14 protein-coding genes are annotated in these 18,322 nt (G+C 69.5%); 10 read left to right on the top strand and 4 right to left on the bottom strand.

The window, feature by feature from the left end; genetic code table 11:
* The first annotated feature begins 49 nt into the window (after positions 1–49).
* Positions 50–352: a WXG100 family type VII secretion target gene (locus ACH4D5_RS30195; RefSeq protein ID WP_398308513.1), complete on the top strand. Its 303-nt coding sequence runs from the start codon at positions 50–52 to the stop codon at positions 350–352.
* A gap of 92 nt (positions 353–444) precedes the next feature.
* On the opposite strand, the gene ACH4D5_RS30190 is transcribed toward ACH4D5_RS30195, so the two are convergent.
* Positions 445–750 (bottom strand): DUF397 domain-containing protein, encoded by a 306-nt coding sequence (locus tag ACH4D5_RS30190; protein ID WP_398308511.1) that lies wholly within the window; start codon positions 748–750, stop codon positions 445–447.
* A gap of 83 nt (positions 751–833) precedes the next feature.
* Positions 834–4,808 carry a type VII secretion protein EccCa gene (gene eccCa / locus ACH4D5_RS30185; protein WP_398308509.1) on the bottom strand — a complete coding sequence of 1,325 codons (3,975 nt, stop codon included), beginning with the start codon at positions 4,806–4,808 and terminating at the stop codon, positions 834–836.
* 328 nt (positions 4,809–5,136) lie between these two features.
* Here eccCa and eccD point away from each other — a divergent pair, with 328 nt between their 5' ends.
* From eccD to ACH4D5_RS30150, 7 genes are all read left to right on the top strand, one after another.
* Positions 5,137–6,663: a type VII secretion integral membrane protein EccD gene (eccD, locus tag ACH4D5_RS30180; protein WP_398308507.1), complete on the top strand. Its 1,527-nt coding sequence runs from the start codon at positions 5,137–5,139 to the stop codon at positions 6,661–6,663.
* A gap of 87 nt (positions 6,664–6,750) precedes the next feature.
* Positions 6,751–8,187, top strand: a complete 1,437-nt coding sequence (locus ACH4D5_RS30175) for a PQQ-binding-like beta-propeller repeat protein (RefSeq protein WP_398308505.1) — start codon at positions 6,751–6,753, stop codon at positions 8,185–8,187.
* 282 nt (positions 8,188–8,469) lie between these two features.
* Positions 8,470–8,757: a 30S ribosomal protein S15 gene (rpsO, locus tag ACH4D5_RS30170; protein ID WP_362994044.1), complete on the top strand. Its 288-nt coding sequence runs from the start codon at positions 8,470–8,472 to the stop codon at positions 8,755–8,757.
* A 395-nt stretch (positions 8,758–9,152) separates the two neighbouring features.
* Positions 9,153–11,369, top strand: coding sequence for a polyribonucleotide nucleotidyltransferase (locus ACH4D5_RS30165; protein WP_398308503.1), 2,217 nt, complete (start codon positions 9,153–9,155; stop codon positions 11,367–11,369).
* Positions 11,366–12,745 (top strand): M16 family metallopeptidase, encoded by a 1,380-nt coding sequence (locus ACH4D5_RS30160; protein ID WP_398308501.1) that lies wholly within the window; start codon positions 11,366–11,368, stop codon positions 12,743–12,745. The genes ACH4D5_RS30165 and ACH4D5_RS30160 overlap by 4 nt, the downstream gene beginning before the upstream one ends.
* Before the next feature lie 43 nt (positions 12,746–12,788).
* A complete protein-coding gene (dapB, locus tag ACH4D5_RS30155) occupies positions 12,789–13,541 on the top strand; it encodes a 4-hydroxy-tetrahydrodipicolinate reductase (protein ID WP_398308499.1) in 753 nt (250 codons plus the stop codon).
* A gap of 17 nt (positions 13,542–13,558) precedes the next feature.
* On the top strand, positions 13,559–14,011 hold the full coding sequence (locus ACH4D5_RS30150) for a hypothetical protein (protein ID WP_398308497.1): 453 nt from the start codon (positions 13,559–13,561) through the stop codon (positions 14,009–14,011).
* A gap of 12 nt (positions 14,012–14,023) precedes the next feature.
* On the opposite strand, the gene ACH4D5_RS30145 is transcribed toward ACH4D5_RS30150, so the two are convergent.
* Positions 14,024–14,605 (bottom strand): hypothetical protein, encoded by a 582-nt coding sequence (locus ACH4D5_RS30145; RefSeq protein ID WP_398308495.1) that lies wholly within the window; start codon positions 14,603–14,605, stop codon positions 14,024–14,026.
* A gap of 123 nt (positions 14,606–14,728) precedes the next feature.
* The gene (locus tag ACH4D5_RS30140) at positions 14,729–14,968 is read right to left on the bottom strand and encodes a hypothetical protein (protein ID WP_398308493.1); all 240 of its coding nucleotides are present in this window, start codon (positions 14,966–14,968) and stop codon (positions 14,729–14,731) included.
* 355 nt (positions 14,969–15,323) lie between these two features.
* Here ACH4D5_RS30140 and dapA point away from each other — a divergent pair, with 355 nt between their 5' ends.
* Complete coding sequence (gene dapA / locus ACH4D5_RS30135; RefSeq protein ID WP_362994031.1) at positions 15,324–16,223, top strand: 4-hydroxy-tetrahydrodipicolinate synthase; 900 nt, start codon at positions 15,324–15,326, stop codon at positions 16,221–16,223.
* Between the two features lie 150 nt (positions 16,224–16,373).
* Positions 16,374–18,059 (top strand): ribonuclease J, encoded by a 1,686-nt coding sequence (locus tag ACH4D5_RS30130; protein WP_398308491.1) that lies wholly within the window; start codon positions 16,374–16,376, stop codon positions 18,057–18,059.
* Positions 18,060–18,322 lie beyond the last annotated feature (263 nt).

The following is an 18,322-nucleotide window of genomic DNA, read 5'->3' as shown; positions in this document are numbered from 1 at the left end:
GCCGATCGGCCATTCGATTTTGCACATCCACTGAGAAACGGGGCAGGGCATGGCAAACGTCCACTTGAACGAACTCGCCGTCAAATACAGCGGACTTGACGCGATCGCCACCGAACTCGGCATCCAGGCCAAGCAGCTGGAAGCCGACCTCGCGGACATCAAGCGCGCCGTGGCCAAGGTGGCCGAGGGCTGGGAGGGCGAGGCGCACAAGGCGTACCTCGTGAAGCAGGAGGCGTGGGACAAGCACGCCCAGGCGATCCACCGCGCGCTCGTCGACATCGGCCAGAAGGTCGGCCAGGCCGGCGGTGACTACCGGGGCGGCGACCTGAAGGGTGCCAGCTACTTCCAGTGAAGCTGGGGAGTCGCTTGAACAGCGGAGAGGGTGGACGCGCGCGGGAGGCGTCCACCCTCTTATCCGTGGGCCCGGCGGAGTGACACCACGCGTCACTCCGCCGCCGCGACACCTCCATTGCGCACCGAAGGCTCCAGATCGAACTCCCCGTCCCGCGCACCCAGGACGAACGCCCGCCACTCCGCCTCCGTGTACCGCAGCACCGTCTCCGGTTCCAGGGACGAGCGCATGGCCACGGCACCGTCGGGGAGATAGGCGATCTCGACCCGCTCCTCGTGCTCTTCGGTGCCCGGTGCGCTGTGCCACTCGACGTCTGAGATATCGAGGGCGTAGAGCTCTTCCTTCTCGCGTTCCTTACGGGCCTTGTCCTGAGCCGCGGATTCGGATGCGTCTGTCATGGCGGAGAGGTCCCTTCACAACGTACGAAAGAGCTGTGCGCCCACCCTACTTGGGGTGTTCCCGCGCTGTTCAGAGGTTGCGCTCAGAACTCCCCGGCCACCAGCCCTGTCTGTACCATCGGCTTCCCCCGCTTCCGCGACACGAAGATCCCCCGGCCGACCGGCATGGGCCTGGGCCGTACCCCGCCCAGGATGTCGCCCTCGTCCGGATCACCAGCCAGAACCACTCCCTGGGCCCCGAGCTCCTTCACCCGCTGCATGAACGGTTCGTACGACGCCCGGCCCGCGCCTGCCGTCGACCGGGCGATGATGAAGCGCACCCCCACGTCACGGGCGAACGGGAGCAGTTCGGTAAGGCCGCCCAGCGGGTTGCCGCTGGACGTGGACACCAGGTCGTAGTCGTCGACGATCACGTACACCGTCGGGCCCTGCCACCAGCTGCGGTCGCGGAGCTGGCGCGCGGTGACGTCCGCGGGCGGGGTGCGTCGCTGGATCAGGTCGGCGAGCGCCGCCATGTGGTGGTCCATGGCGTTGGACATCGGGATGTACTCGGCAAGGTGGGAGGCCGGGGTGGCGTCGAGGAGGGAGCGGCGGTTGTCGACCACGAAGAGCTTGCAGACATCGCCGCTGTAGCGCTCCGTCAGCCGCTTGATGAGCAGCCGCAGGAGGTTGGACTTGCCGGACTCGCTCTCTCCGAAGACGAGGAAGAACGGGTCCTGCTCGAAGTCCACGAAGACCGGCTCGAGGTTGTTCTCGTCGAGGGCGAAGGACAGGCCCCGGTCCGGGAAGACGTTGCCCGGGGGCAGCTCGCCGGCCGGCAGTTCTCGCGGCAGCAGACGGACCGCGGGAGCACCTGGAGCCGTCCAGTGGCGGGCGACCTCGGTGGCCATGGCTGCCGTGGCCCCGGCGAGATCCGCGTCGGAGGACAGCCCGTCGATGCGGGGAACGGCCGCCATGAAGTGCTGCTTCTGCGGCGTCTGGCCGCGACCGGGCACGCCGGCGGGGACGTTGGCGGCGACCTTCCGGTCGAACTCGGAGTCCATGGTGTCGCCGAGCCGCAGTTCGAGACGGTTCATGAGGTGGTCCTTGAGGTTCGCTCGGACCTCCATGGACCGTGACGCGGTGAGGATCAGGTGGACGCCGTAGCCGAGGCCGCGCGCCGCGATGTCGAGAACGGCGGGCTCGAGACCCTCGTACTCGGAACGGAAGTTGCCCCATCCGTCGATGATCAGGAAGACGTCGCCCCAGGGCTGGTCCGTCACCGAGATCTCGCCCCGGGCTCGGCGTGCCCGGAAGTCGCCGATCGACGCGATGCCCGCCGTACGGAAGTACTCCTCGCGTCGGGTCAGCACGCCGTACACCTCGGCGAGCGTGCGCCGCACCCGTTCGGGGTCGAGGCGCGAGGCGACGCCACCGACATGGGGGAGCCCGGCGACGGAGGCCATCCCGCCACCGCCGAAGTCGAGGCCGTACAACTGGACCTCGTACGGGGTGTGGGTGAGGGAGAAGGCCGCGATCAGCGAGCGCAGCAGGGTCGACTTACCGGACTGCGGTCCGCCGACGATCTGCATGTGGCCGGCCGCCCCGGCGAAGTCGCACCACAGGGTGTCGCGGCGCTGTTCGTACGGCTTGTCGACCAGGCCCAGTGGGATGACGAGCCGTCCCGCTCCCTCGTAGCCGGGCTGGCTGAGGCCGCGCCCGCGCACCGCCGTGAGCCCCGGGAGCAGCGTGTCCAGAGACGGCGGGCTGTCCAGCGGCGGCAGCCAGACCTGGTGGGCGGCCGGGCCCTGTGCCTCCAAGCGGCGCACGATCACATCGAGGACGGTGTCGGCGAGCGCGTCGTCCGTCTCCGGCCCCGTGGCGGCACGTGGTTCGGGCGCGGTCACGGCCGCGTAGTGCACCGGCACTTCGGCCGCGGTGAACAGCACCGGTCGGCGGTCCACGAGGCGTGAGCCGCCTGAAGGCGCGGCCTGCCCCGATCCCGACCGGTACACCCCGGAGACGTACGCCGCCTTGAAGCGCACCATTTCGTCCGTGCCGAACTTCAGATAGCCGGACCCGGGCACGTTCGGCAGGTGGTACGCGTCCGGCACCCCCAGCGCCGCGCGCGACTCGGCGGCCGAGAAGGTGCGAAGCCCGACGCGGTACGAGAGGTACGTCTCCAGACCCCGGAGCCGCCCTTCCTCCAGGCGTTGCGAGGCCAGCAGCAGATGCACGCCGAGCGAACGGCCGATGCGGCCGATCTGCACGAACATGTCGATGAAATCGGGCTTGGCGGTGAGCAGTTCGCTGAACTCGTCGATGACCAGGACGAGTGAAGGAATGGACTGGAGCGGCGAACCCGCCACCCGCGCCTTCTCGTAGTCGTGGATGTTCGCGTAGTTGCCCGCGTCCCGCAGCAGTTCCTGCCGGCGGTTCAGCTCGCCCCGGATGGAGTCGCCCATGCGGTCGACGAGGGTGAGGTCGTCCGCCAGGTTGGTGATGACCGCGGCGACGTGCGGCATCTGCGCCATGCCCGCGAAGGTCGCACCGCCCTTGAAGTCGGCGAGGACGAAGTTGAGGGTCTCCGAGGAGTGCGTCACGGCGAGGCCGAGCACCAGCGTGCGCAGCAGCTCCGACTTGCCGGAGCCGGTGGCTCCCACGCACAGCCCGTGCGGGCCCATGCCCTCCTGGGCCGCCTCCTTCAGGTCGAGCATCACGGGGCGGCCGTCCTCGCCGACGCCGATGGGGACGCGCAGCCGTTCCGCGAGCGAGCGGGCGCGCCACGTCCGCCTCGTGTCGACCGAATCGGCGTCACCGAGGTTGAGCAGGTCGGTGAACTCCAGATTGGCCAGCAGCGGCTGGTCGTCATCGCCTCCGGACGGCACGCGCAGCGGGGCGAGCTGCCGGGCCAACGCCTCGGCCCCCTCGTACGAAAGGACATCCGGAGTTCCCTCGTACACCAGGCCGTGGTCCGACTCGATCCGCAACGCCCCGGGACGCACCGAGAGCGACAAACCGCCACGCCCGTGCGCGAGTTCGCCCGGCACGACTTCCACGACCGTCACCCCCTGCAGCCCTTCGGGTGAGGCGAGCGCCGCCGTCGGAGGCAGCGACAGGCCATCGAGTACGACGACGATGTGCGGCTCGTCCGGCAGCGGGGACCCCTCCGGGTGGAATCGCGGCCGCCCCTGCAGCCGGGCGGTGAGCATGGCCTCAAGTTCGACCGCGTCACCGGTGATGAGCCGACGGCTGCCTGCTCCGTCCGCGGCACCCGGGACCTGGCTGTGCGGCAGCCACTTGGTCCACTCCCAGGCGGGTGCGGCGGCCGTGCCCGCCCCGACAGCGATCACCAGGTCCTGCGGGGAGTGCAGCGAGGCGAGGGAGGCGGTGAGCGCACGCGCCGTGCCCCGCACCGTCTCGGGGTCCCCGCTGACCGTCACGTGATAGAAGGCGCGCAGTGAGATGGCCATGGGCAGGTCTTCCAGCGTGCTGTGTGCGGCGAGGAAGCGCTGCATCGCGCCCGCGGTGAGCGGCTCCAGCTCGTCCACCGGCCCGGTCTGCGGTGGCACGAGGGGAGTGGCGAGCGCCTGCGGGCCCAGACCGATGCGCACCTGTCCGAAGTCCGCGTCGCCCGCGCGACGCTCCCATACCCGGCTGCCCTCGGCGACCAGGGCCCACAACTGCTCGGGGGAGGGGTGGAGGTAGTACTGCGCGTCGCGCTGTGCCCGTGCCGTGTCGACGGCGGCACGTCGGGTCTGCTTCAGATAGCTGAGGTAGTCGCGCCGCATGTCGGCCAACTGCCCCTGGTTTCCGCGGCGGTAGCGGATCAGCATGGCCACGGACATGGCCACTGTCGACGCCACCATCACCATGCCCATGACCTTCATGAACGGATGGGCGCTCGGCATGAAGAAGAACACGACGGAGCCGCCCATGCCGAGCATGGGCAACAGCTGCATCATCGCCCCCTCCTGCTGCCCGCGCGGCAGCTCGGGCGGGGGCTGCAGCACGACCTCGTCGGTGGGGACCGCGGAGGGCAGCGTTCGAGGAGGGCGCTTCACGATGATGTGGCTCACTGTGCACCAATTCCCTTGTCGGGGCGGGCGTTCCGTCCGCCGCCCGGTCACCGGGCGATGCGATCGCCGTGTGATCCTACTGACACCGGTAGTCACCACTCGGGGATAGGGTGCCAGATGTGCATGCGAGTGGCGGTTGATCCGGACCGGGACCAGGAGGGTCAACTGGCTGCATGGCGTGGCGTTTTGTGGTGCATGACGTGGGCGCCACAGCAGCAACACCGGCACCGGTACTGACCGCGACCGGTGGGGACGCCGAGACCAGCGACGTCAGCACCAGTGACATCAGTACCAGTGACACCAGCATCAGTAGAGGGGGGAGCAGCAGGTGAGCACGACGGCCTCCACGAGGGCCACCGGATTCGGGCGGCAGGGCAGCGGAATGCCCCCTGAGAGCGCATCCGGACGCAGCTCGGGCGCCGGCCCCGGCACGGCCTTCGGCTTCTGCCGAGTCACCATCGTCGCGCCCGACAGCCGCATCGACGTGGCACTGCCCGACGACGTCCCTGTCGCCGACATCTACCCCGAGATCCTGCGGCTCTCCCGGCAGAGTCCGGCCGAAGGCGCACCGGTCGGCTATCACCTCGTACGACGCGACGGCACCGTCCTGGACAGCGGCCGCACCTTCGCCGCCCAGCGCATCCTCGACGGCGAACTCCTCACGCTGCGTCCCTTCTCCGAGTCTCTGCCACCCGCGGTCTTCGACGATGTGTCCGAGGTCGTGGCGTCAGCGGTGACCCGCGACCGCGTGCTGTGGACCGGCGACCTGACACGAGGCGCCGGGCTCGTCGGCGGGACCGTGCTGTCGGCCCTCCTCGCCTACGTGACCTGGGCGGCTGCCCCACGCCATGACATGCACGGACTGTCGGGCATCCTCGCCGCCGTCGCGGGAGTTCTGCTGCTCACCCTCGCGGCGGTCCGCGCGCGGGTGTACGACGACCGGGCATCGGCCCTCGCCCTCGGCCTCGGCGCGCTGCCGAACGTGGCGGTGGCGGGCTCCGGGCTGCTCCCCGTGGCCGACGGGCAGGGCGTGGGCAGGCTCCAGCTCCTGCTGGCCTGCGCCGCCGTCCTGACGGCATCCGTGATCCTCGGCATGATCTCGCCCCGCGGCGACGGCCCGTTCGTCGCCTTCGTCTTCGCCTCCGCGGTCGGTCTGCTCGCCACGTTCCTTGCGGCGCTGTGGCAACTTGAACCTGTTGAGACAGCCGCCCTGTGTGCCCCGCTGGCTGTGGGGGCGCTCGCCTTCCTGCCTGGACTGTCCATGCGGTTCGCCCGGCTGCCCATCGGCTTCGAACCTCCGCACGGCACGCGCGGCAGTTACGGGACGGACCCCGCGCCGCAAGAGCCCGTCGACGCCGATCGCATCACCGCCCAGGCCCGCCGGGGCCAGGAACTCCTCGTAGGGCTCGTCGGCGGTTGCGCCCTGGTGGCGATCGGCTCCACCGCGGTACTCGGCTTCTCCGAGGAGACGTGGGGACAGGTGCTGGCCCTGGCCACGGGTGTCGCGATGCTGATGCGAGCGCACCTCTTCCGCTACACCGCGCAGGTCGCCGCCGTGCTGTTCGCCGGCCTGGTGGCCCTCGTCCTGCTCGGCATCGGCCTCTGCCTCGACCTGCCCTCCGGCTCGGCCGGTGACAGCGGGGCGCTGGAGCTGCGGACCATCTGGCTCGCCGCAGTGATCGCGGTGGTGGCGACCCTGGTGACCGGCATCGGCCTGGTCGCCTCACGTACCGGTGTGACGCCTTTCTGGGGCCGGTTCCTGGAGATCGCCGAGACCTTCGTCCTGCTGACCCTGGTGCCGCTGACCCTCGCGGTCTTCGACGTGTACGCCAAGGCCAGGGCCATGACCAGCTGAGCCCCGCGGCGCCCCGACTCATTCGTACCCGCGTAGAAAGGCTCGACCAGCGTGAGCTTCGGCCCGCCCCCGCCCTTGACCCGGCCCGTGCCGACGGCTCCCGAGGGAAAGAAGCGCCGCACAGCGATGGTCATCGGCGTGCTGCTCACGCTCACCGCCGCGCTGTGCGCAGGTGGCTGGGTCCTCTGGGGCCCGGACGGCGACAGCGCGTCGAAGCAGCGCACGGCCTCGGCACCGCTGCCCCCCGACGCCATCAGGGAGACCGTGGAGACGCCTCCCAGGACCCCCGAGGGCGGCACCGTCGCCGAATACATACACAAGACCCTCAAGGATGGCGAGACCGCCCCGGCGAAGGGCGCCTGGGCGACGGAGAAGATCGTCGCGAAGGGCATCGCGAACGTCGTCAAAGGCTTCAGGATCGGTGACTCCGAGAAGGTCTGGCAGCTCGACTTCCCCGGTCCCATCTGTGCGGTGACCCGGCACGTCAGCGTGGACGGCCGGACAGCGGTCGCCTTCTCGGGGGAACGGCCCGAGAAGGGCAGCGACGGCGAGGACGTCACCGCCCCGTGCGACCGGGTCGCGGTGTTCGACGTCGACACGGGCAGAAAGCTCTGGGACAAGAAACTCCCCGGCGAGAGCGCCCTCGCGATGAGCGTCAACGTGACGATGACACGGGGGACCGTCCTTGCCGCCACCGGGCAGGCATCGGTGGCGTACGACATGACCAGTGGCAGCCGGCTCTGGACGGACACCGACGCCTCGAAGTGCACGGACATGGGGTACGCCGGGGGCAAGGGCCTGATCGCCCTCGTCCAGTGCGGCGATTCGGCGGAGCCCGAGTTCCGGATCCAGAAGATCGCCCCGCGTACGGGCAAGTCCCTGTGGACGTACACCGTCGCCGAGGGGATCGATGGAGTCCACCTGGCCTCTTCGTCACCGCCCGTCATCGCCGTCGCGTCCGGGGACATGGGGTCCACCCATCTGATCGCCCTCAGCGGTGACAAGGGCAGACAGCGCGGCACGATCCCGCTGGAGGGTGACCGCTACGTCCACGGCTGCGACGAGGTCTTCAGCGCCGAGGTGGAGCGCTGCACCGGGGTGGTCGTCGGCAAGCGACAGCTCTACATGGCGACAAAGCCGCGAGACTTCTCCCCGGAGACGGCACGCGGACGGGTGGCCAACGAAGTCGTCTCCTTCGACCTCGCGACCGGGAACACCGTGCGTAAATTCGACGCGAGGCCCGGCCGCCCGATGTTCCCGCTGCGGATGAGCGGCGACAAGGTGATCGCCTACCGGGAAGCGGCGAGCGCGCCCTCCGCCGCCGTCAGCCTGGACCCGGACACCGGGAAGGAGACCCTCCTGTTGCTCTTCGGGGAGGATGAGGCGCCCGCGATGGACGGTCTGGAGCCGCCGCTTGTCGTGTACGAACGCGGCCGCATCTTCCTCGCCACCACAAGCGTCACGCGGAGTGAGGGCGACGGCCCCAACCAGTGGGTGATGAGAGGATTCGAGAGCAGCGGCTGACCGACGGCGCCGGCGGGCCGGGTGCTCCCGGGCCGCGCCCCCGTCCAAACCCCCCACAAGCCGACTGGTACCCTGTGAAACAACCGCCTGTCTGCGCACCCGCGAATCCCCACGGATCCGACCCCGGCCTGCACAGACCCGGCCCGGCCCCAGGATCCGTCAAGGACTCCGGGCCCAGGACCGCGCCCGGCGGCCCATTCCGGCCTCCCGAGTCACGGAAGCTCCCCTGAGATGTAGACCAGGGGCACTCGGAGGCACTCGAAGACATCACGAGGAGTACGCGTGTCGCTCGACGCCGCTACGAAGAAGCAGATCATGACCGAGTTCGCCCAGAAGGAGGGCGACACCGGCTCCCCCGAGGTTCAGGTGGCGCTGCTCTCCCGCCGCATCTCGGACCTGACCGAGCACCTCAAGACCCACAAGCACGACCACCACTCGCGTCGTGGTCTGCTGATCCTGGTCGGCCAGCGTCGCCGCCTGCTGCAGTACCTGGCCAAGAAGGACATCCAGCGCTTCCGCGCCCTGGTCGAGCGCCTCGGCATCCGCCGCGGTGCGGCGGGCGCCAAGTAAGACGCCGTGGAGGGAGCGGTTCCCACTCGAAGCACTCGAAGGGGGCCGCTCCCTTTGCTGTACGTGCGCGGTGTCACCGACGCTTTGTAGTCTGGTGACACAGGCACGAAGACAAGCACCACGAAGACAAGCACGAAGACAAGCACGTCCCCGCGGGCAGGAAAGCCCCGGGGCGCAAGAACGAAAACCCCCCACGAGGGAGAGGCGCACGCAGCCGCCGCCGGTCCTCGGTAGTGGCCCCCGGGAGCATCCCGGGTGCTTCGATCGAAGACCGGCCCGCATCCACGGCGCGCTTCTCCACACAGTCCCCGTCCGCGAGAGGACGCATGGGACGCCGCCCCCGGGTCACACGGATTCAGGGGCGAGAAGACGAAACGTAGACACGTAGGAGAACAGTGGAGAACGAGACCCACTACGCCGAGGCCGTCATCGACAACGGCACGTTCGGCACCCGCACCATCCGCTTCGAGACGGGGCGCCTGGCCAAGCAGGCCGCAGGCTCCGCCGTGGCGTACCTGGACGACGACACCATGGTGCTGTCGGCCACCTCCGCTTCCAAGCGGCCCAAGGACCAGCTCGACTTCTTCCCCCTGACGGTGGACGTCGAGGAGCGGCAGTACGCCGCCGGCAAGATCCCCGGTTCGTTCTTCCGTCGTGAGGGCCGCCCCTCCGAGGACGCGGTCCTGACCTGCCGCCTGATCGACCGCCCGCTGCGTCCTTCCTTCAAGAAGGGCCTGCGCAACGAGATCCAGATCGTCGAGACGATCATGGCGCTCAACCCCGACCACCTGTACGACGTCGTCGCGATCAACGCCGCCTCCTGCTCCACGCAGCTGGCCGGCCTGCCCTTCTCGGGCCCGATCGGCGGCACGCGCGTGGCGCTCATCAAGGGCCAGTGGGTCGCCTTCCCGACGCACACCGAGCTCGAGGACGCCGTCTTCGACATGGTCGTCGCCGGTCGCGTTCTCGAGGACGGCGACGTCGCGATCATGATGGTCGAGGCCGAGGCCACCGAGAAGACCATCCAGCTCGTCAAGGACGGCGCGGAGGCCCCCACGGAGGAGGTCGTCGCCGCCGGTCTCGAGGCCGCGAAGCCCTTCATCAAGGCGCTCTGCAAGGCCCAGTCGGACCTCGCCGCGAAGGCCGCCAAGCCGACCGGCGAGTTCCCGGTCTTCCTGGACTACGAGGACGACGTCCTCGAGGCCCTCACCGCCGCGGTCAAGACCGAGCTCGCCCAGGCGCTCACCATCGCCGGCAAGCAGGAGCGCGAGGCCGAGCTGGACCGCGTCAAGGAGCTCGCCGGCGAGAAGCTGCTCCCGCAGTTCGAGGGCCGCGAGAAGGAGATCTCCGGTGCGTACCGCGCGCTGACCAAGAAGCTGGTCCGCGAGCGCATCATCAAGGACAAGGTCCGCATCGACGGCCGCGGCCTCACGGACATCCGTACGCTCGCCGCCGAGGTCGAGGCCATCCCGCGCGTGCACGGCTCGGCGCTGTTCGAGCGTGGCGAGACCCAGATCCTGGGCGTCACCACCCTCAACATGCTCCGCATGGAGCAGCAGCTCGACACCCTCTCCCCGGTGACGCGCAAGCGCTACATGCACAACTACAACTTCCCGCCGTACTCGGTCGGCGAGACCGGCCGCGTCGGTTCGCCGAAGCGCCGCGAGATCGGCCACGGCGCGCTCGCCGAGCGCGCCATCGTGCCGGTGCTCCCGTCCCGCGAGGACTTCCCGTACGCGATCCGTCAGGTCTCCGAGGCCCTCGGTTCGAACGGCTCGACCTCCATGGGCTCGGTCTGCGCCTCCACGATGTCGCTGCTGAACGCCGGTGTGCCGCTGAAGGCCGCCGTCGCCGGCATCGCCATGGGTCTGATCTCCGAGGAGATCGACGGCCAGACGCACTACGTCGCCCTCACCGACATCCTCGGTGCGGAGGACGCCTTCGGCGACATGGACTTCAAGGTCGCCGGTACGAAGCAGTTCGTGACCGCGCTGCAGCTCGACACCAAGCTCGACGGCATCCCCGCCTCGGTCCTGGCCGCCGCGCTGAAGCAGGCCCGTGACGCGCGTCTGCACATCCTCGACGTGATGAACGAGGCGATCGACGTTCCGGACGAGATGTCCCCGAACGCGCCGCGCATCATCACCGTCAAGATCCCGGTGGACAAGATCGGTGAGGTCATCGGCCCCAAGGGCAAGATGATCAACCAGATCCAGGAGGACACCGGCGCCGACATCACGATCGAGGACGACGGCACCATCTACATCGGTGCCGCCGACGGCCCGGCCGCCGAGGCCGCCCGCGCCACGATCAACGGCATCGCCAACCCGACCATGCCGGAGGTCGGCGAGCGCTACCTGGGCACCGTCGTGAAGACGACGACCTTCGGCGCGTTCGTCTCGCTCATGCCGGGCAAGGACGGTCTGCTGCACATCTCGCAGATCCGCAAGCTCGCCGGCGGCAAGCGCGTGGAGAACGTCGAGGACGTCGTCGGCGTGGGTCAGAAGGTCCAGGTCGAGATCGCCGAGATCGACTCCCGCGGCAAGCTCTCCCTCATCCCCGTCATCGACGGCGAAGAGGGCGAAGACCAGAAGGACGACACCGACAAGTGACGTCGCGTAGCACCACGACGACGGCCCGCCCCTCTTCGGAGGGGCGGGCCGTCGCCCGTACCCAAACCCTCATCAAGGGCGAGCACGGCATCGGCACCGTCCGCAGGACGACCCTCCCCGGCGGCCTGCGCGTCGTCACGGAGACCCTGCCCTCCGTGCGCTCGGCCACCTTCGGAATCTGGGCCAACGTCGGATCACGCGACGAGACCCCCTCGCTGAACGGCGCCACGCACTACCTCGAGCACCTCCTCTTCAAGGGCACCAAGAAGCGCAGCGCCCTGGACATCTCGGCCGCGCTCGACGCGGTCGGCGGCGAGATGAACGCCTTCACGGCCAAGGAGTACACGTGCTACTACGCACGCGTGCTCGACACCGACCTGCCGCTCGCCATCGACGTCGTCTGCGACATGCTGACCGGCTCCCTCATCCGCCAGGAGGACGTCGACGCCGAGCGCGGCGTCATCCTCGAAGAGATCGCGATGACCGAGGACGACCCGGGCGACTGCGTGCACGACCTGTTCGCGCACACGATGCTCGGCGACACCCCCCTCGGCCGCCCGGTCCTCGGCACCGAGGACACGATCAACGCCCTCACCGCGGACCGCATCCGCCGCTTCTACAAGAAGCACTACGACCCGACCCACCTCGTGGTCGCCGCCGCGGGCAACGTGGATCACAACAAGGTCGTACGCCAGGTCCGTGCCGCCTTCGAGAAGGCCGGCGCGCTCCAGCGCACCGACGCGGTCCCGATGGGCCCCCGCCAGGGCTCCCGCGCCCTGCGCACGGCGGGCCGCGTCGAGGTCATCAACCGCAAGACCGAGCAGGCCCACGTCATCCTCGGCATGCCGGGCCTCGCCCGCACCGACGAGCGCCGCTGGGCCCTCGGCGTCCTGAACACCGCCCTGGGCGGCGGCATGTCCTCGCGCCTCTTCCAGGAGGTCCGGGAGAAGCGCGGCCTGGCCTACAGCGTGTACTCGTACACGTCGGGCTTCGCCGACACCGGCCTCTTCGGTGTCTACGCGGGCTGCCGCCCCAGCCAGGTCCACGACGTCCTGAAGATCTGCCGCGACGAGCTCGACCAGGTCGCGGAGCACGGACTGACGGACGACGAGATCACCCGCGCGATCGGCCAGCTCGCGGGCTCCACCGTCCTCGGCCTCGAGGACACCGGCGCCCTGATGAACCGCATCGGCAAGAGCGAGCTCTGCTGGGGCGAGCACATGTCGGTCGACGACATGCTGGCCAAGATCTCCGCGGTCACCCCCGACGAGGTGCGCGAAGTGGCCCGCGACGTGCTCGGCCACCGCCCGTCCCTGTCGGCCATCGGCCCGCTCAAGGACAAGCAGGCGGCCCGCCTTCACGAAGCGGTCGCGTAGGTAGCGCAGTCCCCGCAAGGGATCGACGTAAGGAATGAAGGACATGAGCAAGCTGCGCGTGGCGGTCATCGGCGCGAAGGGCCGCATCGGCTCCGAGGCCGTCAAGGCCGTCGAGGCCGCCGACGACATGGAACTGGTCGCCGCCCTCGGCCGGGGCGACAAGCTGGACTCGCTGACGGAGGCCGGCGCCCAGGTCGCGGTCGAGCTGACCCACCCCGACTCGGTGATGGAGAACCTCGACTTCTGCGTACGACACGGCATCCACGCCGTCGTCGGTACGACGGGCTGGACCGACGAGCGCCTCGCGCAGCTGCGGACGTGGCTGGCCGCGTCCGCGGAGACGGGCGTGCTCATCGCCCCGAACTTCTCCATCGGCGCGGTGCTCACGATGAAGTTCGCGCAGCTCGCGGCGCCGTACTTCGAGTCCGTCGAGGTCGTCGAGCTGCACCACCCGAACAAGGCCGACGCCCCCAGCGGCACCGCCACGCGCACCGCCCAGCTCATCGCCGAGGCGCGCAGGGCGGCGGGCAGCGCCCCGCAGCCCGACGCCACGACGACGGCCCTGGACGGCGCCCGCGGCGCGGACGTGGACGGCGTGCCGGTGCACTCCGTGCGCCTGCGCGGCCTCCTCGCCCACCAGGAGGTCCTGCTCGGCGGTGAGGGCGAGACCCTGACCGTGCGCCACGACTCGCTGCACCACAGCAGCTTCATGCCGGGCATCCTGCTCGGCGCGCGCCGCGTGGTCGGCACCCCGGGGCTCACGTTCGGCCTGGAACACTTCCTGGACCTCGGCTGATCCGGGGAGCGGACCTCATGCGCGCCAAGATCACCTACGCCGTCACGGCCGCCGTCCTGGTCGTCTACTTCGTCCTGGTCGGCAGCCGCGGCGTGCTCCTGATAAAGCACGGCACCGCGCTCACCGTCACCTTCGGTGTCGCGGTGCTGATCCTGCCGGTCATCGGCGTCTGGTTCCTCTGGAAGAACACCCAGTTCGTCCAGCGAGCCAACCGCCTCGCCGCCGAGCTCGAGGCCGAAGGCGGCCTGCCCGTCGACGAGTTGAAGCGCACGCCGGGCGGCCGCATCGACCGCGACTCGGCCGACGAGGTCTTCGCCCGCCGCAAGGCGGAGACCGAGGACTCACCGGACGACTGGCGCTGCTGGTTCCGGCTGGCCGTCGCCTACCACGACGCCAGAGACACCCCCCGCGCGCGGAAGGCCATGCAGCGCGCCATCGCCCTGCATGCGGGCAGGCCGGTGAACGTCTGAGCCGGGCGGTGGCTAGGCGGTGGGGCTGTACTCCGTGGCGGGCCGGTACTCGTCGGCCCACACCTCGATGGAGTCGGCCGCGCGGTTGAACGCCTCGTGCCGTGCCAGGAAGTCGGCGTTCCGGTCGGTGAGCAGCAGCTGCCGCGCCTCGGCAGCCTGCTGATCACGCCGTACGAGGACGAGGGCCTGCCCCTGCACCGTGCGGGGCAGACCCAGCCAGCGCACCGGCTGCTGGGCGGTCCGCACCGCGGAGATCCGGCCCCAGGGGAGCGTCTGCGTCCTCAGGAAGCGGACCTTGCGCAGTCCGTGGGCGCTCACCCAGATGCCCATGCGCAGCATCCGCAGGGCACTCACGATGACGAGGGCGGCGAGCCCGGCGCAGATCGCGGCGCCCGCGAGGGAGTCCGCGAACGCGATGACCACGGCGGCGAAGAGAACGAACGAGGCGAGCAGCAGCAGAAGTGCCGCGGTGCCCACGCGCCAGGGACCGGGCCGGTAGGGCCGGCGCCAGTGATCGCGGTTCTCGAAGGGCAGTGCGGCGTCGCCCGCCACGTCGTCGAAAGTGCGGTCCGCGGTCAGGAAGGGCAGGGGCACGGGCTGATCCTCACTCGATCCACACATGGGCTGTGCCCGGTGAGGCTATCGAGCCGTGCCCCCTGCTACCACCCTTGGGGGTCCGGACGGGTATGAGTCGGTCCGGACGGCGGTCGGCGCCGGTCAGCGGCCGTCGGCAGCTTCGGACTGCTGCGTCTGCGCCGGTGACTGGTCGGGCGACATGGCGGGCATCCCGAAGAGCAGGGATCCCACAAGACCGGCCACCACGGTCAGGCCGATGAGCGTGCGGCCCACGATCTGGCTGGCCGACGCGCGCTCACGGGGTGGGGGAGTGACGTTACTGCGGAACTTGTCGGCTTCGGCGATGAAGGCGAACGGAACGGGCTCTCGCCGACGGAACATGGGGCGCGCTTCTCCTCACGGGTCTCGAACGGAGCTCTGTGGACTCTGTTGTATAGACAGACGCGTGAAACGCCCAAAAGGTGCCCTGTTTCAGCAAATTAGTCGAAGAATGTGCTGGCGATTCACCGAACGGCCGATTGTCGGGGCCGACCCGCGAGCGGGCGAGGCACTGATGTGCGGGTGGACCGAGCGAAGTGTCCGGATTGCGGCACTTCGTGAAGTTCATCTAGCCTGATCAAACGGACCCGGCACTGCTTGAACCCCCGAGCAGGCAGTGCCGGGCTCCACACTTGTCAGGTCCGCACACATCCCCCGAGGGGCGACCCCGCGCTGAGCAGCGAGTAGCGTGTTACCCATGGCTCCGACCTCCACTCCGCAGACCCCCTTCGGGAGGGTCCTCACCGCCATGGTCACGCCGTTCACGGCGGATGGCGCACTTGACCTCGACGGCGCGCAGCAGCTCGCCACTCATCTGGTGGACGCAGGCAATGACGGCCTCGTCATCAACGGCACCACCGGTGAGTCCCCGACCGTCAGTGACGCGGAGAAAAACGATCTCGTACGAGCCGTCCTGGACGCCGTCGGAGACCGCGCCCACATCGTCGCCGGCGTCGGCACGAACGACACCCGCCACAGCATCGAGCTGGCCCGCGCCGCCGAGCAGGCGGGCGCCCACGGCCTCCTGACCGTGACGCCGTACTACAACAAGCCCCCTCAGGAGGGCCTGTTCCGGCACTTCACGGCCATCGCCGACAGCACCGAGCTGCCGGTCATGCTCTACGACATCCCGGGCCGCAGCGGCGTACCGATCAACACCGAGACGATGGTCCGCCTCGCCGAGCACCCCCGCATCGTCGCCAACAAGGACGCCAAGGGCGACCTCGGCCGTGCCAGCTGGGCCATCGCCCGCTCGGACCTCGCCTGGTACTCCGGCGACGACATGCTGAACCTGCCGCTGCTGTCCGTCGGCGCGTGCGGCTTCGTCTCCGTCGTCGGCCACGTCGTCACCCCGGAGCTGCGCGCCATGCTGGAGGCGCACCTCACGGGTGACGTACAGAAGGCCACGGAGATCCACCAGAAGCTGCTCCCGGTCTTCACCGGCATGTTCCGCACGCAGGGCGTGATCACGACCAAGGCGGCGCTGGCCCTCCAGGGCCGTCCCGCGGGACCGCTCCGCCTCCCCCTGGTGGAGCTGTCACCCGACGAGACGGCCCAGCTCAAGATCGATCTCGCCGCCGGCGGGGTACAGCTGTAACCACAGACTTCACAACTGAATACGCGGAACACGCGGGCGCGCGGCAGCAGCCGACGGCCGCCCGCACCCCACACAACAACTGCTAATGCACGAACGTCATACGCGCCACGTGCCTCGGAGGTACGTGGCGCGCGTGGTGAGGAGAGTCTTTTGAGTCATCCGCATCCTGAACTCGGCGCCCCGCCGAAGCTCCCGAAGGGCGGCCTGCGGGTCACCCCGCTCGGCGGCCTCGGTGAGATCGGCCGCAACATGACCGTCTTCGAGTACAACGGTCGCCTGCTGATCGTCGACTGCGGAGTGCTCTTCCCCGAGGAGGAGCAGCCCGGAATCGACCTGATCCTGCCGGACTTCACGTCCATCAGGGACCGCCTCGACGACATCGAGGGCATCGTGCTCACGCACGGCCACGAGGACCACATCGGCGGTGTCCCCTACCTCCTGCGCGAGAAGCCGGACATCCCGCTGATCGGCTCCAAGCTGACCCTCGCGCTGATCGAGGCGAAGCTCCAGGAGCACCGCATCCGGCCGTACACGCTGGAGGTCGTCGAGGGCGACCGCGAGCACCTCGGCCCGTTCGACTGCGAGTTCATCGCCGTCAACCACTCCATCCCGGACGCCCTGGCCGTCGCCATCCGCACCCCCGCGGGCATGGTCGTCGCCACCGGTGACTTCAAGATGGACCAGCTGCCGATGGACGGCCGCCTGACCGACCTGCACGCGTTCGCGCGGCTGAGCGAGGAAGGCATCGACCTCCTCCTCTCCGACTCGACGAACGCCGAGGTCCCGGGCTTCGTCCCGCCCGAGCGCGACATCTCGAACGTGATCCGCGGTGTCTTCGCCGGCGCCCAGAAGCGCATCATCGTCGCGAGCTTCGCCAGCCATGTGCACCGCATCCAGCAGATCCTGGACGCCGCGCACGAGTACGGCCGCAGGGTCGCCTTCGTCGGCCGCTCGATGGTCCGCAACATGGGCATCGCCCGCGACCTCGGGTACCTCCGGGTGCCGCCGGGCCTAGTCGTCGATGTCAAGACCCTCGACGACCTGCCGGACAGCGAGGTCGTCCTGGTCTGCACGGGTTCGCAGGGCGAGCCCATGGCCGCGCTCTCCCGCATGGCCAACCGCGACCACCAGATCCGCATCGTCCAGGGCGACACGGTGATCCTGGCGTCGTCGCTGATCCCCGGCAACGAGAACGCGGTCTACCGCGTGATCAACGGCCTGACCCGCTGGGGCGCGAACGTCGTCCACAAGGGCAACGCCAAGGTGCACGTCTCCGGCCACGCCTCGGCCGGCGAGCTCCTGTACTTCTACAACATCTGCAAGCCCAAGAACCTGATGCCGGTCCACGGCGAATGGCGCCACCTGCGCGCCAACGCCGAGCTCGGCGCCCTCACCGGCGTCCCGCACGACCGCATCGTGATCGCCGAGGACGGCGTCGTCGTCGACCTCGTCGAGGGCAAGGCGAAGATCGTCGGCAAGGTCCAGGCGGGATACGTCTACGTGGACGGTCTCTCCGTGGGCGATGTCGGCGAGCCCGCCCTCAAGGACCGCAAGATCCTGGGCGACGAGGGCATCATCTCGGTCTTCGTGGTGGTGGACTCCAGCACCGGGAAGATCACCGGTGGCCCGCACATCCAGGCGCGCGGCTCCGGCATCGACGACTCGGTGTTCACCAGCGTCGTCCCGAAGGTCCAGGAAGTCCTGGAGAAGTCGGCCCAGGACGGCGTCGTCGAGCCCCACCAGCTGCAGCAGCTCATCCGCCGCACGCTGGGCAAGTGGGTCTCGGACAACTACCGCCGGCGCCCGATGATCCTGCCGGTGGTCGTGGAGGTCTGACCCTCCTGACCGCGCCTTCTCCGGAGCGGGGCACCTCGATTTGCATCGGGGCGCCCCGCTCCGTTAGGTTTACGGCTCCGCCAGCGAGGGAACCCGGAGCACTCAGGTGCCTTGGGACCACCCGAGCGGGGCGGGGAATCCGACTCAGAATCTCTGATAAAGTCGGAGCCGCCGGAAAGGGAAACGCGAAAGCCGAAAGGCCGGAGCGGGAACCGGAAAGGCACCGAGGAAATCGGACACGAAAGAGTCTGATAGAGTCGGAA

The sequence above is a fragment of the Streptomyces sp. NPDC018029 genome (assembly GCF_044327655.1).
Taxonomy (GTDB): Bacteria; Actinomycetota; Actinomycetes; order Streptomycetales; family Streptomycetaceae; genus Streptomyces.
Note: the sequence above shows the minus strand (reverse complement) of the source record. Positions and strands in the feature narration are given on the sequence as shown.

Excerpts from the sequence above, each read along its gene's own strand:
- ACH4D5_RS30195 (WP_398308513.1), top strand. The coding sequence starts at position 50 with ATGGCAAACGTCCACTTGAACGAACTCGCCGTCAAATACAGCGGACTT.
- ACH4D5_RS30190 (WP_398308511.1), bottom strand. The coding sequence starts at position 750 with ATGACAGACGCATCCGAATCCGCGGCTCAGGACAAGGCCCGTAAGGAA.
- dapB (WP_398308499.1), top strand. The coding sequence starts at position 12,789 with ATGAGCAAGCTGCGCGTGGCGGTCATCGGCGCGAAGGGCCGCATCGGC.
- ACH4D5_RS30150 (WP_398308497.1), top strand. The coding sequence starts at position 13,559 with ATGCGCGCCAAGATCACCTACGCCGTCACGGCCGCCGTCCTGGTCGTC.
- ACH4D5_RS30140 (WP_398308493.1), bottom strand. The coding sequence starts at position 14,968 with ATGTTCCGTCGGCGAGAGCCCGTTCCGTTCGCCTTCATCGCCGAAGCC.
- dapA (WP_362994031.1), top strand. The coding sequence starts at position 15,324 with ATGGCTCCGACCTCCACTCCGCAGACCCCCTTCGGGAGGGTCCTCACC.